We start from the raw sequence: 14,531 nt of genomic DNA on the forward strand, positions 1-14,531 counted from the left end.
GAGCGTAGCGGTACTGCTCAGTGCTTGTGCTCCGCGGCGAGATTCCGGTGGTTGGACTGGATCTGGTCGAACGACTGCGGCTTGACCGGAGCCGAAGCCGCGCGGGCCGCGACGGCGGCCGTGGTCCCGTTCGGGCCCACCGCCGGCTTGCCCGACGTGTACAGCCACGTCTGGAACAGGTCGTAGAGCGGTTTGCCCGAAACCTTCTCGGCCAGCGCGATGAACTCCTGGATCCGGCCGTTCGAGCCGCCCTTCTGGGCCTGCCACGCCTGCAGGATCTTGAAGAACGCCTCGTCGCCGACGGCGGTGCGCAGCGCCTGCAGCGTCAGCGCGCCGCGGTCGTACACCGCGTTGTCGAACTGGTTGTCGGCGCCCGGGTCGGCCGGGACGAGCTTCCACAGCGCGGCGTCGGCCGCGTTGGAGTCGTACGTGTACTGCGCCAGCTCGGCGACCGTGCCTTCGCCCTCGTGCTCCGACCACAGCCACTCGGCGTAGGACGCGAAGCCCTCGTTCAGCCAGATGTCGCTCCAGCGGCCGAGCGAGACGTTGTCGCCGAACCACTGGTGGGCGTTCTCGTGCGCGATCAGCGTCGTGTTGGAGCCCGCGATGAAGTTGCGCGCGCCGTACGTCGGGCGGGTCTGGTTCTCCAGCGAGAAGCCGATACCGCTGGTGACGACGCCGCCCTCGGCCTCGAACGGGTACGGGCCGAACTTCGTCGCCAGGAACGCGTCGATCTCCGGCGTCCGCTCAACGCTGGCCTTCGCCGCGTAGAGCGAGTCGCCGAGGTCGCTGCCGTACGCCGAGATGAACGGCTTGCCGTCCGGCGTGGTCGCCTGGTTGAGCTCGTACTTGCCGACGATGAACGACGTCAGGTACGTGGCCTGCTGCTTCGTGCTGCGCCACTGCCAGCGCGTCCAGCCGGCGCGGCTCTTCGTCTTGCGGACGAGCGTGCCGTTGGTGACGGCAACGTTGTCATCCGGCGCTTCGATGGAGACGTCGTAGGTCGCCTTGTCGGTCGGGTGGTCGTTGGCCGGGAACCACCACGCGGAGCTCTGCGGCTCGTCGACGCCGAGCGCGCCGAAGGAACCCTTCTTCCACGCGTTGAGGCCGTCGACCTTCTCGGTGGACGGCGTGTCCGAGTACGCGACGACGACCGTGGCGGTCTGCCCCTTGAGCAGCGGCTGCGCCGGCGTGATGACGAGCTCGCCGTCGCCGTTCTGGTTCGCGAACTGGGCGGGGCGGTTGTTCACCAGCACGCTCGACGCCTTCAGCGCGAAGTCGAGGTCGAACCGCGAGAGGTCCTGGGTCGCGGTGAGCAGCAGCGTCGTGGTGCCGGCCAGCACGTCGGTCGCGGGCTGGTAGGTCAGGCGGATGTCGTAGTGCAGCACGTCCGTCCCGCCGTTGCCGGCGTTCGGGTAGTACGAGTCACCGACGCCGGGCGCACCGGGCGTCGGGGCCGCACTGGCGGTACCGGCGAGCAGCACCGAGGCGACCCCGGCCGCGAGCACACCGAGGCCGGTGCGAGTTCTTGCACGCATTCGAATCCCTCCAACGGGTGAGGATCAGCGCGCTCGAACGTAGCCAGCCAGGAAGACACCAGGAACAGCCGAAGGGAGGATCTTGCCTGCTGGGATCACACTCGGAAAGCGGTTGACCAACCGCCTCAGACGGCGGAGACGGCCGCGCTGACCGCGGAGCGCAACCTCGCGTGCAGGTCACGGTGCCGCGAACGGTCCACCCGGACCTCGACGCCCATCGCACGACGGGCCCACCGCGCGAGTCCGCAGGCCATGGTCCACCTTCACCATCCCGCGGTACGCATGCCTGCGTGCCCGGAGGGTCGGTTCGCGTACCCAGAGGGTCGGTTCGCGTACCCGGAGGGTCGGTTCGCGTACCCGGAGGGTCGGGGCTCGTCTGGTGGCGGCGCCCGTCGCGAGCGTGTCAGACGGCGGAGACGGCCGCGCTGACCGCGGAGCGCAACCTCGCGTGCAGGTCACGGTGGCGCGAACGGTCCACCCGGACCTCCACCACCCGCAACCCCGGCGCGGGGAGCAGCGCGGCCTGGAACTCCGTCAGCGTCTCCGCCACCACGTGCGGCACCCGGTAACCCGCGCACAGCGCGCCCAGGTCCGCGCCATGCGGGGTGCCGAAGACCCGCTCGAAGCTCGCCGAGTGCTCCGGGGCGCCCTGCTCCAGCAGCGAAAAGATGCCGCCGCCGTCGTCGTTGCAGACCACGATCGTCAGGTCCGGGCGCTGCTCCGCGGGCCCGGTCAGCAGCCCCGACGCGTCGTGCAGGAACGTCAGGTCGCCCAGCAGCGCGTACGACGGGCCGCGGTGGACCGTGGCCGCGCCGATCGCCGTCGAGACCGTGCCGTCGATGCCCGCGACGCCGCGGTTGCGGTGGACCAGGACGTCCGGGCGCAGGCGGCCGGCCAGCGCGACGTCGCGTGTGGGGTTGGACGAGCCCACCACCAGCAGCGAGTCCGGCGGCAGCGCGTCCACCAGCTCCGAAGCCAGGCGCAGCCCCGAAGGCCACGGCTCCGAGGCCAGCACCGACGTGACCGCCGTGGACGCCGCTTCGTCGGCCCGGCGCCAGCTGGCCAGCCACTCCGGGTCGGCGGGCTTGGTCGGCTCGTCGAACCACTGCCCGACCTGCCGGACGTTGTGTGCGGGCGCCGGCCAGTCCGAGTCCGGGCGCACCAGCAGCACCTCGACGGAGGCGTCCGAGAGGACGTTCTGGATCTGCCGGAACACCGTCGGCCGGCCGAGGCAGAGCACCTGCTCGGGCTTGTGCCGGTTGATGAACTCCTCGACGCCCAGCAGCCACGCGCCGGACGAGATCGCCGTGCCGCCGGACAGCCCGATGCCGCCGGTCTCCGAGATCACCGGCCAGCCGTGCTGCTCGGCCCACTCGCTGGCCGCCTGGACGCCGGTGTCGCACGCGATGACCAGGCCGTGGCGCGCCGACGGCACCACGAACGACGGCAGCGCGCCGAAGTCGGGCAGCTCGGTCCAGCGGGAACCGTCGGGACGGCCGTCCAGGGACTCGTACCACTCGCCGTCATCGTCCAGATCCGGCACCAGCGGCTCGCGGAACGGGATGTTCAGGTGCACCGGGCCGCAACGCCACTCGCCGTAAGCGGCGTTCCAGGCCCGGCAGATCTGGCTGCGCCAGTACGAGTTCTGCCCGGCGCGGCGCTCGGCGACGGCCAGCTCGTCGAAGTAGCGGGCGGCGTTGCCGAAGAGCCGGTGCTGGTCGATGACCTGCGACGCGCCCGCGGCCCGCAGCTCGGGTGGCCGGTCGGCGGTCAGCACGATCAGCGGGACGCCGGCGCGGTCGGCCTCCAGCACGGCGGGGTGGAAGTTCGCGGCCGCGGTGCCGGACGTGCAGAGCACGGCCACCGGGCGGCCGGTGCGCGCGGCGATGCCGAGCGCGAGGAACCCGGCACCACGCTCGTCGATCCGGACGTGCAGCTGGAGCTTCCCGGCCGCGGCGGCGTCGTACAGCGCGATCGACAGCGGCGCGTTGCGGGAGCCCGGGCAGAGGACGACGTGCGAGACGGTGTTGCGGACGAGTTCGTCGACGATGACCCTGGCCTGCGCGGTGGAAGGGTTCACCGGCAGGCTCCCGACTCTGCCGAGGCACTTTTCCCCGCCGAGGCGGCATCAGGCACAGCAAAGGTGTCCACAGGTCCTATTCTCCCAAACGTGGATGACGCCCGAGTTTCCGAGCTGTTCGATCCGGCCGCGTGGACCGAGGTCGACGGTTTCGCCTTCACCGACATCACCTACCACCGCTCCGCTGAGAGCCGTGGCGGCAAACGTGTGGTGCGGGTCGCGTTCGACCGCCCGCAGGTCCGCAACGCGTTCCGCCCGCACACCGTCGACGAGCTCTACCGGGCCCTCGACCACGCCCGGCTCAGCTCCGACGTCGGCTGTGTCCTGCTCACCGGCAACGGCCCGTCGCCCAAGGACGGCGGGTGGGCGTTCTGCTCCGGTGGTGACCAGCGTATTCGCGGACGCTCCGGGTATCAGTACGCCAGCGGCGAGACCTCCGACACGGTGGACCCCGCCCGGGCCGGGCGGCTGCACATCCTCGAGGTCCAGCGGCTGATCCGGTTCCTGCCGAAACCGGTCATCGCGGCCGTGCCGGGCTGGGCCGCGGGCGGTGGGCACTCCTTGCACGTCGTGTGCGATCTCACGCTCGCCTCGGCCGAGCACGCGAAGTTCAAGCAGACCGACGCCGACGTCGGCTCGTTCGACGGCGGTTACGGCTCGGCCTACCTGGCGAAGATGGTCGGTCAGAAGTTCGCCCGGGAGATTTTCTTCCTCGGCCGGGAGTACTCCGCCGAGCAGATGCACCGGATGGGCGCCGTCAACGCCGTGGTCCCGCACGCCGACCTCGAGAAAGAAGCCTTGGACTGGGCGTGGACGATCGCCGGTAAGTCGCCGACGGCCCAGCGGATGCTGAAGTACGCGTTCAACCTCACCGACGACGGCATGGTCGGTCAGCAGCTGTTCGCCGGCGAGACCACCCGCCTGGCCTACATGCAGGACGAGGCCGTCGAAGGCCGTGACGCGTTCCTGCAGAAACGCGACCCCGATTTCAAGGACGTCCCCTATTACTACTGACCTGCGCCCCCTCCACCTCGACGGCTCCCCCGAGGCCCTGGCAACGCTGCGCCAGGCCGTCGCGGACGCGCTGAGCGGCGGCCCCGCCGTGCTGCCCTTCACCGACCCCGCGTTGCGGGACGCGATGACACCCGCCGAGCCCGCCGAACCCGACACCGCCGTGATCATCGCCACGTCGGGGTCGACGGGCGCGCCCAAGGGTGTGCTGTTGTCGGCGCGTGCGCTGATCGCGTCCGCTGAGGCCACTCACCGCCGCCTCGGCGGGCCGGGGCAGTGGCTGCTGGCGACGCCGGCGCACTACATCGGCGGGCTGCAGGTGCTGGTCCGGTCCCTGCTGGCCGGGACGACTCCGGCGTTCCTGACCGGTGACGGCTTCCGGCCGGACGCCTTCGCCGCCGCCACCGCCACCCTCACCGGCAGTCCTCGCTACACCGCACTCGTCCCCACCCAGCTGGTCCGGCTGCTCGACGACGGCGGCGCGGGCCTGGCCGCGGCGCGAACCTTCGACGCGATCGTTCTCGGTGCGGCGGCGACGTCGGCCGCGCTGCGCGAACGTGCCGCGGAGGCCGGGGTGGCGATCGTGCCCGCGTACGGGATGAGCGAGACGGCGAGCGGCTGCGTCTACGACGGTGTCCCGCTCGACGGGGTCCGCGTCGACGTCGAGGGGGACCGGATCCGCATCGCCGGCGATGTTCTCGCGCACGGTTACCGGCTCCGGCCGGACCTGACGGCGGAGTCGTTCTCCGGCGGTTGGTTCACCACCTCCGACCGTGGGGTGCGGCACGCCGACGGCCGGGTCGAGGTGCTCGGCCGCGCCGACGACATGATCAACACCGGTGGGGTGAAGGTGTCCGCGAACGCGATCGAGCGCTGCCTGACCGCCCAGCCGGGGGTGCGTGACGCGTGTGTCGTCGGGCTGCCGGACCCGGAATGGGGCGAGGCGGTGGTGGCGCTGGTCGTCCCAGCCGGTGAACCGCGCGACGCGGACGAACTGCGCGCCGCGGTGCGGGCCGAGCTGGGCGCGGCGTCCACACCGAAACGGCTCGAATACGCGGCTGAACTGCCCCTGCGCGGGCCGGGAAAGATCGACCGGGCGGCCGTGAAGGCCCGACTTCTGGCGGGTTTCGGCCGCTGATCGGCCGCACTTCGTTGACACGCACAGGGTGCACCCGCTTGGCTACTCACCATGACGCGCTGGATTCGCACCGCTCTGATCAGCACCGCCGTCGCACTGGGTGTCCTCATTCCCGTGGGCACCGCGCTCGCCGCCGAGGGACCGTCGGTGGATCCGAACAGCGGCTCCCTCGTCTGGCAGCTGCCGACCTCCGACTGACCTCCCGGGCTCCCGCTCGGGCGTGATCGTCATGGCGTTGAATGGCGCCATGGCGAGCTTGAGCGAGTGGATCGAAGGGGCCCGGCCGCGGACACTGCCGAACGCGGTCGCCCCGGTGGTGGCGGGCGTCGGCGCGGCGATCGCGCTGGACGCGTTCTCCTGGTGGCGTTCCGTGCTGGCGCTGCTGGTCTCCCTCTCGCTGATCGTCGGTGTCAACTACGCCAACGACTACTCCGACGGCATCCGCGGCACCGACGAGAACCGCGTCGGGCCACTGCGCCTGGTCGGTTCCCGCGTCGCCGCCCCGAAAGCCGTCCTCGCCGCGGCGCTGACCGCGCTGGGCCTGGCCGGCGTGCTCGGCCTGCTGCTCGTCGCGCTCACCGGGTACTGGTGGCTGCTGGCCATGGGCGGCGTCTGCATCCTCGGCGCCTGGTTCTACACCGGCGGCAAGAAGCCTTACGGCTACTACGGTTTCGGCGAAATCGCGGTGTTCGTCTTCTTCGGCCTGGCCGGGGTGCTCGGCACGGTGTACGTCCAGGCCGGCCGGATCAGCTGGGCCGCGCTGGCGTGCGCGGTCGCCGTCGGCTGCTTCTCCACGGCCGTCCTGACGGCCAACAACCTGCGTGACATCCCGACCGACGTCGAGGCCGGCAAGCTCACCTTGGCCACCCGCCTCGGCGACCGCGGCACGCGCCGGCTGTACCTGGTGCTGATCGCGGTGCCGTACGTGCTCGCGCTGGTCCTGGCGTTCACCGGCCACCCGTTCGCCGGGCTCCCCGTGCTCAGCGTGGCCCTGCTGTTCCAGTCGGTCAGCGCGATCCGGCACAACGCGACCGGCCGCGACCTCATCCCGGCGCTGCGCGACACCGGCCTGGCGATGCTCGCCTGGGCCGTCCTGGCCGCGGTCGGCCTGAACCTCTAGTCCCCGAAGTCCTCGACGGGGAACTTCCCGGTCGCCAGGAACTCCTCGAACAACGCCGTGTGCGGCGCGAGGTCCAGGCTCTGCTGGGCGACCCACTCGTCGTCGTAGTAGGTGTGCGCGTACCGCTCGCCGCCGTCGCACAGGAGCGTGACGACGCTGCCCGCCTGGCCGTCCTCGACCATCCGGGCGATGAGCCGGAACGCGCCGTAGAGGTTGGTGCCGGTGGAGCCGCCCGCCCAGTGCCCGGTGCGCTCGCGCAGCAGCCGGATGGCCGCCAGGGAGCCGGCGTCGGGGATCCGGAACATCTCGTCGATCACGCCGGGCACGAACGACGGCTCGCACCGCGGCCGCCCGATGCCCTCGATCCGCGACGGCATCCCCGTCGCGTAGTCCAGGGCACCCGTTTCCCAGGCGCCGTAGAACGACGAGTTCTCCGGGTCGACGACGCAGACCTTCGTGGTGTGCCGCTTGTAGCGCACGTACCGGCCGAACGTCGCGCTCGTGCCGCCGGTGCCCGCGCCGACGACGATCCAGGCCGGCACCGGGTGCCGCTCGGACCGCATCTGCGCGAAGACGGACTCGGCGATGTTGTTGTTGCCGCGCCAGTCCGTCGCGCGCTCGGCGTAGGTGAACTGGTCGAGGTAGTGGCCGCCGCACTCGGCCGCGAGCCGCTCGGCCTCGGGGTACATCGCCGGCGCCTGGTCGACGTAGTGGCACTCACCGCCGTAGAACTCGATGAGCGCGATCTTCTCCTTGCTCGTGCGCCGCGGCACCACGGTGATGAAGCGCAGGCCGAGCATGCGGGCGAAGTACGCCTCGGAGACCGCGGTCGAGCCGCTGGAGGCCTCGACGAGCACGGTGTCCGGCCCGATCTGGCCGTTGACGAGCCCGTAGAGGAACAGCGACCGGGCGAGCCGGTGCTTGAGCGAGCCGGTCGGGTGGACCGATTCGTCCTTGAGGTACAGGTCGATGCCCCACTCCGGGGGCAGCGGGAAGACGTGCAGGTGGGTGTCGGCGCTGCGGTTGGCGTCGGCCTCGATGATCCGGACGGCCTCGCGCACCCAGCTGCGGCTGTGCGAGCGGCTCATTCCGGCTGCCCGGCGGTGTCGCCCCGCAGCTGCGCGCGGAGCTGGGCCCGGGCCCGGGCGCGCTTCTCGTTGCGCTTCGCCAGGCCGGCGGTGACGCGGGCGTTGAGCGGGCGGAACAGCAGCAGCCCGAGCGGCAGGCCGACGACCAGGCCGATGAGCAGCGCGACCAGCAGGGGCACGCCCACGAGGCCCAGGGCCCAGGCGATCACCCCGACCAGCACGAACCGCGCCAGCAGGTACAGCGTCAGGTCACGGGGCAGGGTGCCGGCCTTCTCGTCGCTCACATCAACGCAGGTTACGCCCCGCCCGGCCGGTCCTTTTCCACGCCCGCGCCGGCCGCGTTGTTCGGCCGGCCCTCGAAGCGCGTCGAAAGCACGACGGTGGTGTTCGTCCGCCCGACGCCGGGGATGCGGCGGAGCCGGCCGAGGGTCCGCTCCAGCTCGTCGACGGTCGGCACGCGCACCTTGACGACGAAGGCTTCGTCCCCCGCGACTGCGTAGCAGCTCTCGACCTCGTCGAGCTCGCCAAGCGCGTCGGCGACGTCTTCGTCCGTCGCCGTGTCCGTCGGATGGATGCCGACGAGGGCGGTGACGCCGAGCCCGACCGAGCTCGGATCGACGACCGCGTGGTAGCCCGTGATCACGCCGGCGGCCTCCAGCTTGCCGACGCGTTCGTGCACCGACGACGCGGACAGCCCGACGGCCCGCCCCAAATCGGCATAGGTGGCCCGTCCGTTGATACGCAACGCCGCGATGATCTTCCGGTCCAACTGATCCACGGCATCACTCTATGCGGTTGGACAATCCCCCATTGGCACCACGCCTGGCACCCACTGGACCGGGGAAGTCTCGTCTTCGCACTTCAAGTGACCGGATCTCATAGTTGCACATCGTAAGCAACCTGTCCGTTTTGACCTTTAAGGGCTCTTTACTCGTGGACAACCGTTCGAGTACCTGACGGGTGAAGTGCAACGATTGCCGTGTTGGCTACCCCGGCGCGACGGGCCAAAATGGCCCGGATTGCCTCCGGTATAGCAGTGAGGTCGTTAAGGAGGCGGAAAATGACCGCGACGATGGGCGGACGACTGCTCACCCCAGGCGAGGTGGCAGCACTGTTCCGGGTGGACCCGAAGACGGTCACCCGGTGGGCGACGGCAGGTCGCATCGGCTCGATCCGGACCCCGGGCGGGCACCGGCGGTTCCGCGAGTCCGAGGTGAACGAGCTCCTGGCCGAGCTGACCACGGACGCGAGCGAACCGGCTCGCAAGGCCTGAACCATCCAGCAGCCTGGGCCGTGTCGGGTACGGGGTACTCCCCCGCCCCGTACACGGCCCGGTTTGTTTTCGGGTGCCACAACCGCACCACGGCGCAGACGTACCGCCCGCAGCCCGCGCGGACGGGTAGCCTCGGGGGTCTGGCAAGCCACACGGAAGGATCCGGCATGCTCGCTCTGCTCGCGGCCGTCGGCGCGCTGGTCGTCGCCCTGCTCCTGTGGCGGTCGTTCGCCGGCCAGCGGATCGGAGTGCCCTCGACCCCGCGGCGCGCCCCGATCGCCCCGGACGACGACCCCGATTTCCTGCGCCAGCTGTCCGAACAGCAGCGCAAACGCCGGGACGAAGACCTCTAGGCCGCCTTTACTTTCGGCCACCAGGCCGCGCGGCTCCGGCCCACGTAAAAGCCGTGAAGGGCACCCTCATGGCTTGTACGTCCATGAGGGTGCCCTTCACGGCTTTGGTCTCGGCTAGCGGTACTGCTGAGAGAGCGGTGAAGCGAAGCCGTCGGCGACGGTGGCCGCCAGGTCCAGCAGGGCCAGGCGGGTGTCGCCGCCCAGGCGGTCCAGCTCGATTTCCGCGCCCTCTTCGAGGTGCGGGTCGAACGGGACCTGGCAGACCGCGCGGACCTTCGCGCCGAAGTGGGCCGACAGCTTGTCGAGGTCGACCGAGCCGCCCTTCGGACGCACCGAGTTGATCACCGCGACCGAGCGTTTCACCAGCTCGCCGTAGCCGTGGGCCTCGAGCCAGTCCAACGTCGCCGAGGCGCTGCGGGCGCCGTCGACCGAGCCCGACGAGACCACGACCAGCGCGTCCGCGACGTCCAGGACGCCCTTCATCGCCGAGTGCATCAAGCCGGTGCCGCAGTCCGTGAGGACGATGTTGTAGAAGTGCTCCAGCAGGTTGACCGTGCGGCGGTAGTCGTCCTCGGAGAACGCCTCGGAGACGGCCGGGTCCTGCTCGCTGGCGAGGATCTCCAGCCGGCTGGCGCCCTGGGACGTGTAGGACCGGACGTCGCTGTAGCGCGTGATGCGGGCCGCGTCGCGCAGCAGGTGGCGGACCGTCGCCGTGGTCTCCAGCGGGATCTTCTGCGAGAGCGTGCCGCGGTCCGGGTTGGCGTCCACCGCCACCACGCGGTCGCCGCGCAGCGAAGCGAACGTCGCGCCCAGCGTCGTCGTGACCGTGGTCTTGCCGACGCCGCCCTTCAGCGACAGCATCGCGATCTTGTAGCACCCGCGCAGCGGCTGGTTGACCCGCGCGATGAGGTCACGGCGCTGGGTGTCGGCGGGACTCTCCCCCGGGTTGACCAGCTTGCCCGTGCCGACGTAGACGGCTTTGCGCCAGCCCGACTGCGGCGGCCGCTTGACCTGCTTGACCAGGTGCGCGGTGGACAGGTCGTGCCCGTGGCCGCCCTGCGGCGGCGGTGCGGCGTGCCGGCCGCCCTGGGGCTGCGGCAGGCCGGACGGCTGCTGCTGGGGCTGCTGCTGCGGGTACTGGGCCTGCGCCTGGTACTGCTGCGCGGGGTCGCCGTACTGCGGCTGCAGCGGCGGGAGGTTCTGGTCGTAGCCGTACTGCGGGCCCGGGTTCGGGACCTGGTGCGGCCCGGACGCACTCGGGTTGGGCACCTGGTGCGGGCCCGACACGGCCGGGTTCGGCGGCGGCGCGACGGCCTGCGTCGGCTGGACGTCGAACGCGCCCGAGGTCTCCGGGTGCGGATGCGAGTCCGTCCGGTCGTCGGCGAACAGGCTCCCCGGCGCCTCCGGCTGCTGCGGGGCAGCGGCCGGTTCGGCGTGGCCAGGAGCCGATTCTTCGCTGGGTCCGGTCACCGGTGTAAACCTCCGCGCACTCCGCCCGACATCACTACCCCTGCAGCTCTCCCCGGTGACGACGGTAGTCGGCGTACCCGCGGGTTGCTCAGCCCACCCCGGCGTAGGAGTGCAAGCCCGCGGTGACGAGGTTCACGAAGAACAGGTTGAAGATGATCGCGGCGAACCCGACGATGTTGATGGCCGCCGCCCGGGCGCCGCGCCAGCCGGCCGTCGCCCGTGAGTGCAGGTAGGCCGCGTAGACGACCCACGCGATGAACGCCACGGTCTCCTTGGGGTCCCAGCCCCAGAACCGGCCCCAGGCCGACTCGGCCCAGACGGCGCCGCAGAGCACGCCGAAGGTGAAGACCGGGAACGCGAAGATCGTCGTCCGGTAGGCGATCCGGTCGAGGACGTCGGCCGCGGGCAGCTTCGAGGCGAAGCGCGCGAACTTCGTGTTGTCCTTCTCGTAGGCCGCGCGGAACAGGAACAGCACGCTCGCCACGCCCGGCACCAGGAAGACGCCGGAGCCGATGATGGCCGCCGAGACGTGGATGACCAGCCAGTACGACTGCAGCGCGGGCTGGACCGGCGCGGCGGTCGTGTAGAGCAGCGTGCCGTTGATGAACATCAGGATCACGACGGGCAGCAGCAGGAAGCCGGTGAGGTGGCGGACCGGGAACTTCCACATCACGATCAGCCAGGTGAGCACCGTGATGAAGGTGACCGCCATGCCGTACTCGTACATGTTGCCCCACGGCGCGCGGTGCACGGCGAGCCCGCGCAGCACGATCGCCGACAGTTGCAGCACCGCGCCGAGCACCAGCAGCGACGCGCCCATCCGGCCGATCCGCTCGGGCCGCCCGACCTGGCTCTGCGCGGCCTGGACCTGCTCGACCGGCGGTCCGCCGGCGCCGACGAGCTCGCGCGCCCGCAGCTTGGCCCGCTCGGTGGCGAGCCGGCCCTTGGCGCCGAAGCCCTGCTCGATCAGGGTGAACATCAGCGCGACGACGTAGATCGCCGCGGCGGTGGTGTACAGCCAGTCGCTGTACTGCGACAGCGTCTCGTTGATCGGCATTGCCTCAGCCCTTCTGACCACTGATCAGGCGTTCGCTGATCCGGTGGAACTCTTCGCCGTACCCGGCCTGATCCGTGCGGGCCAGCCCGGCGACCTCGATCACCGTACTCGGCTCGCTCTCGGTTCCCGGCTTCACCCGGACCCACAGCCGACGCCGCTTGACCAGCAAGGACGCGCCGAGGCCGAGGAACATCGAGATGGCGAAGCCGAGCACGAAGCCCTGCGTCGGGTCGTGGGAGACCTGGAGCGAGACCCAGTGGCCGACGCCGTCGAAGCGGACCTTCGTGCCGTCGTCGAGCTTGATCTCCTGGCCGACCTTCAGGTTCTCGCGGGCGATCTTCTTCAGCCGCCCGTCGTCGACCATCGACTGGTCGACCTCGAACACCGACTGCCCGCGCCCGGCGTCCAGCCCGAGGTCGCCGCGCAGGATGTCGACGGCGACGGCGGGGTCGGTCAGCTGCGGTGCCGACGACGTCAGGACGTTGCCGTGCAGGAACGACGTCGGCGCGAACAGGCCGGTGATGGCCAGCTGGCGGGTCCGCCGCTGCACCTCGTCGGTGACGCCGGGCTGGTCGAACTTCGTCGCGCCCTCGGCGAGCATCGTGGTCGGGTCGACCGTGCGCCACTGCGTGTTCTGGGTGCGCTGGGTGCCGTCCGGGAAGGTCACCGTGAACTTCGGCGAGTAGCCCTGGCCGAGCAGGTAGACGCGGTCGCCGACGGTGCGCAGCGGCGAGTTGACCTCGAGGCCGTACGGCCGCCACGTGTTCGTGTCGAGGTCGGCGCCGGACTGGTACTCGATGTTCGAGTGGTAGTACTCCGGCTCGCCGGCGTCGGTGTAGCGCGCGGTGAAGTCGTTGATCTTCACGCAGAACGGGTCGAGGTCGGTGCCGTCGACGCGCAGGCCCGCGTTGAAGGAGTCGTAGTTGTAGATGCCGGAGTTGCAGAACGTGCTGCCGTCGGCCTGGACGATGACCTGGCCTTCGTAGCCGTACAGCTTGCCCAGTGCGAAGAACACGATCAGGCCCAGCATGCTGAAGTGGAAGATCAGGTTGCCGGTCTCGCGCAGGAACCCGCGTTCGGCGGAGATCGTGCGGACGCCGTCGGCCTCTTCCCGCTCGACGCGGCGCCAGCCGGAGAGCTGCTTGTGGACTCCCGTGATCTCGGCGGTGACGTCCTGCTTGCCGCGGCCCAGCCGGTAGTGCGGCATCCGCGCCAGGTTGCGCGGGGTCAGCACCGGCTTGGCGCGCATCGCCTTGACGTACTCGAAGCTGCGCGGCGTGAGGCAGCCGACCAGCGAGATCATCAGCAGCAGGTAGATCGCCGAGAACCAGATGCTGGAGTAGACGTCGTAGAACTCGAGCTTGTCGAGCAGCGTGCCCCACCAGCCGTGCGCGCTGATGTACTCGTCGACCTTGGGCGCGTTGAGCTTCCGCTGCGGCAGGAGCGCGCCCGGCAGCGCGGCCAGTGCCAGCAGGAACAGCAGGACGAGCGCGGTGCGCATCGACGTCAGGCCGCGCCAGGTGTTGCGCACGAAGGCGAAGGTGCGCTTGGCGGGCGTGGGTCCTCGCGGGGCCGCGGGCGGTGCCTCGGTGGTCGTCACAGCGGCAGCCTCAAGTCGCCGGCCAGTTCGTTGCGGAGCCAGCCCATCAGATCTCCCCAGACGCCGGTGACCAGCAGGATGCCGACGATCATCAGCAGCGCGCCGCCGAAGACCTGCACCTGACGGCCGTGGCGGCGCAGCCAGTCGGTGGCGCGCACGGCCCAGCGGGCGCCGAGCGCGATGAGCAGGAACGGCAGCCCGAGGCCGAGGCAGTAGACGGCGATCAGCAGGTAACCGCGGGCCTCGGCGCCGCCGGTCGCGCTGGCCAGCGTCGTGACGGCCGACAGCGTCGGGCCGATGCAGGGCGTCCAGCCGAGGCCGAAGACGGCGCCGAGCAGCGGGGCGCCCCAGATGCCGCCGCCGGGCACGCGGTGCGAGCGGAACTCGCGCTGCAGGCCGGGGATCCAGCCGAGGAACACCAGCGCCATCGCGATGGTCAGGACGCCGCCGATGCGCTGCAGCAGGTCCTGGTTGAGGGTGAGCGTGTCGGCCAGCCAGACCAGGGTGCCCAGGGTGGCGACGAACACGACGGTGAACCCGAGCACGAACAGCAGCGCGGCGCCCAGGACCGCCCAGCGGCCCTGCTTTCGCTCCTCGTCGGCCTTCACGGCGGGGGCGTCCGCGCCGACGAGCGCGGCGAGGTACGCGAGGTACCCCGGCACCAGCGGCACCACGCACGGCGAGGCGAAGGAGATCGTTCCGGCCAGCAGCGCGACGCCCGCGGCGAGCAGCAGCGGTCCGGAGATCGCCAGCTCGGTAACGGAGTTCACGGGTTTGAGGGTAGGCAGTGAGGTCCCGGTGAG

At 70.9% G+C, this 14,531-nt stretch carries 16 protein-coding genes; 6 read left to right on the forward strand and 10 right to left on the reverse strand.

Annotation, left to right across the window (positions count from 1 at the left end; translation table 11 throughout):
* Nucleotides 1-17: 17 nt before the first annotated feature.
* The 3 genes from OG494_RS34175 to menD all read right to left on the reverse strand — a co-directional run bounded on the left by OG494_RS34175 (nucleotide 18) and on the right by menD (nucleotide 3,618).
* Nucleotides 18-1,538: a M1 family metallopeptidase gene (locus OG494_RS34175; protein WP_328445781.1), complete on the reverse strand. Its 1,521-nt coding sequence runs from the start codon at nucleotides 1,536-1,538 to the stop codon at nucleotides 18-20.
* Between the two features lie 125 nt (nucleotides 1,539-1,663).
* Nucleotides 1,664-1,792, reverse strand: a complete 129-nt coding sequence (locus OG494_RS34180; RefSeq protein ID WP_328445783.1) for a hypothetical protein — start codon at nucleotides 1,790-1,792, stop codon at nucleotides 1,664-1,666.
* A gap of 149 nt (nucleotides 1,793-1,941) precedes the next feature.
* Nucleotides 1,942-3,618, reverse strand: a complete 1,677-nt coding sequence (gene menD, locus OG494_RS34185; RefSeq protein ID WP_328445785.1) for a 2-succinyl-5-enolpyruvyl-6-hydroxy-3-cyclohexene-1-carboxylic-acid synthase — start codon at nucleotides 3,616-3,618, stop codon at nucleotides 1,942-1,944.
* Nucleotides 3,619-3,708: 90 nt separating this feature from the next.
* On the opposite strand from menD, the gene OG494_RS34190 reads away from it, so the two are divergent.
* From OG494_RS34190 to OG494_RS34205, 4 genes are read left to right on the forward strand one after another with little or no spacing between them, the layout of a single operon-like run.
* A complete protein-coding gene (locus tag OG494_RS34190) occupies nucleotides 3,709-4,632 on the forward strand; it encodes a 1,4-dihydroxy-2-naphthoyl-CoA synthase (protein ID WP_328445786.1) in 924 nt (307 codons plus the stop codon).
* A 1-nt stretch (nucleotide 4,633) separates the two neighbouring features.
* The gene (gene menE, locus OG494_RS34195; RefSeq protein ID WP_328459106.1) at nucleotides 4,634-5,767 is read left to right on the forward strand and encodes an o-succinylbenzoate--CoA ligase; all 1,134 of its coding nucleotides are present in this window, start codon (nucleotides 4,634-4,636) and stop codon (nucleotides 5,765-5,767) included.
* Nucleotides 5,768-5,818: 51 nt separating this feature from the next.
* On the forward strand, nucleotides 5,819-5,965 hold the full coding sequence (locus tag OG494_RS34200) for a hypothetical protein (protein ID WP_328445788.1): 147 nt from the start codon (nucleotides 5,819-5,821) through the stop codon (nucleotides 5,963-5,965).
* 49 nt (nucleotides 5,966-6,014) lie between these two features.
* A complete protein-coding gene (locus OG494_RS34205; RefSeq protein WP_328445790.1) occupies nucleotides 6,015-6,887 on the forward strand; it encodes a 1,4-dihydroxy-2-naphthoate polyprenyltransferase in 873 nt (290 codons plus the stop codon).
* On the opposite strand, the gene OG494_RS34210 is transcribed toward OG494_RS34205, so the two are convergent.
* Genes OG494_RS34210 through OG494_RS34220 form a run of 3 tightly spaced genes read right to left on the reverse strand, consistent with a single transcriptional unit; the run spans nucleotide 6,884 to nucleotide 8,753 of the window.
* Entirely contained in the window at nucleotides 6,884-7,975 is a 1,092-nt protein-coding gene (locus OG494_RS34210; RefSeq protein ID WP_328445792.1) for a PLP-dependent cysteine synthase family protein, read from the reverse strand. The genes OG494_RS34205 and OG494_RS34210 overlap by 4 nt on opposite strands.
* Nucleotides 7,972-8,259, reverse strand: a complete 288-nt coding sequence (locus tag OG494_RS34215; RefSeq protein ID WP_328445794.1) for a DUF4229 domain-containing protein — start codon at nucleotides 8,257-8,259, stop codon at nucleotides 7,972-7,974. Before OG494_RS34215 ends, OG494_RS34210 begins: the two co-directional genes overlap by 4 nt.
* 11 nt (nucleotides 8,260-8,270) lie before the next feature.
* Nucleotides 8,271-8,753, reverse strand: coding sequence for an Lrp/AsnC family transcriptional regulator (locus OG494_RS34220; RefSeq protein ID WP_328445795.1), 483 nt, complete (start codon nucleotides 8,751-8,753; stop codon nucleotides 8,271-8,273).
* Nucleotides 8,754-9,035: 282 nt separating this feature from the next.
* Between OG494_RS34220 and OG494_RS34225 the strand changes: the two genes are divergently transcribed.
* Both OG494_RS34225 and OG494_RS34230 read left to right on the forward strand, forming a co-directional pair.
* The gene (locus OG494_RS34225; RefSeq protein ID WP_072474890.1) at nucleotides 9,036-9,248 is read left to right on the forward strand and encodes a BldC family transcriptional regulator; all 213 of its coding nucleotides are present in this window, start codon (nucleotides 9,036-9,038) and stop codon (nucleotides 9,246-9,248) included.
* A gap of 167 nt (nucleotides 9,249-9,415) precedes the next feature.
* Nucleotides 9,416-9,601: a hypothetical protein gene (locus OG494_RS34230; RefSeq protein WP_247060316.1), complete on the forward strand. Its 186-nt coding sequence runs from the start codon at nucleotides 9,416-9,418 to the stop codon at nucleotides 9,599-9,601.
* Between the two features lie 114 nt (nucleotides 9,602-9,715).
* Here the strand turns inward: OG494_RS34230 and OG494_RS34235 are convergent, their stop codons facing one another.
* The 4 genes from OG494_RS34235 to OG494_RS34250 form a co-directional block, all read right to left on the reverse strand.
* Complete coding sequence (locus OG494_RS34235) at nucleotides 9,716-11,071, reverse strand: MinD/ParA family ATP-binding protein (RefSeq protein ID WP_328445800.1); 1,356 nt, start codon at nucleotides 11,069-11,071, stop codon at nucleotides 9,716-9,718.
* An 88-nt stretch (nucleotides 11,072-11,159) separates the two neighbouring features.
* On the reverse strand, nucleotides 11,160-12,128 hold the full coding sequence (gene ccsB / locus OG494_RS34240; protein WP_328445802.1) for a c-type cytochrome biogenesis protein CcsB: 969 nt from the start codon (nucleotides 12,126-12,128) through the stop codon (nucleotides 11,160-11,162).
* A gap of 4 nt (nucleotides 12,129-12,132) precedes the next feature.
* Nucleotides 12,133-13,728, reverse strand: a complete 1,596-nt coding sequence (gene resB, locus OG494_RS34245) for a cytochrome c biogenesis protein ResB (RefSeq protein ID WP_328445804.1) — start codon at nucleotides 13,726-13,728, stop codon at nucleotides 12,133-12,135.
* Nucleotides 13,725-14,498 carry a cytochrome c biogenesis CcdA family protein gene (locus OG494_RS34250; protein WP_328445806.1) on the reverse strand — a complete coding sequence of 258 codons (774 nt, stop codon included), beginning with the start codon at nucleotides 14,496-14,498 and terminating at the stop codon, nucleotides 13,725-13,727. Before OG494_RS34250 ends, resB begins: the two co-directional genes overlap by 4 nt.
* Between the last annotated feature and the right edge of the window lie 33 nt (nucleotides 14,499-14,531).

The sequence above is a fragment of the Amycolatopsis sp. NBC_00438 genome (assembly GCF_036026695.1).
GTDB lineage: Bacteria > Actinomycetota > Actinomycetes > Mycobacteriales > Pseudonocardiaceae > Amycolatopsis.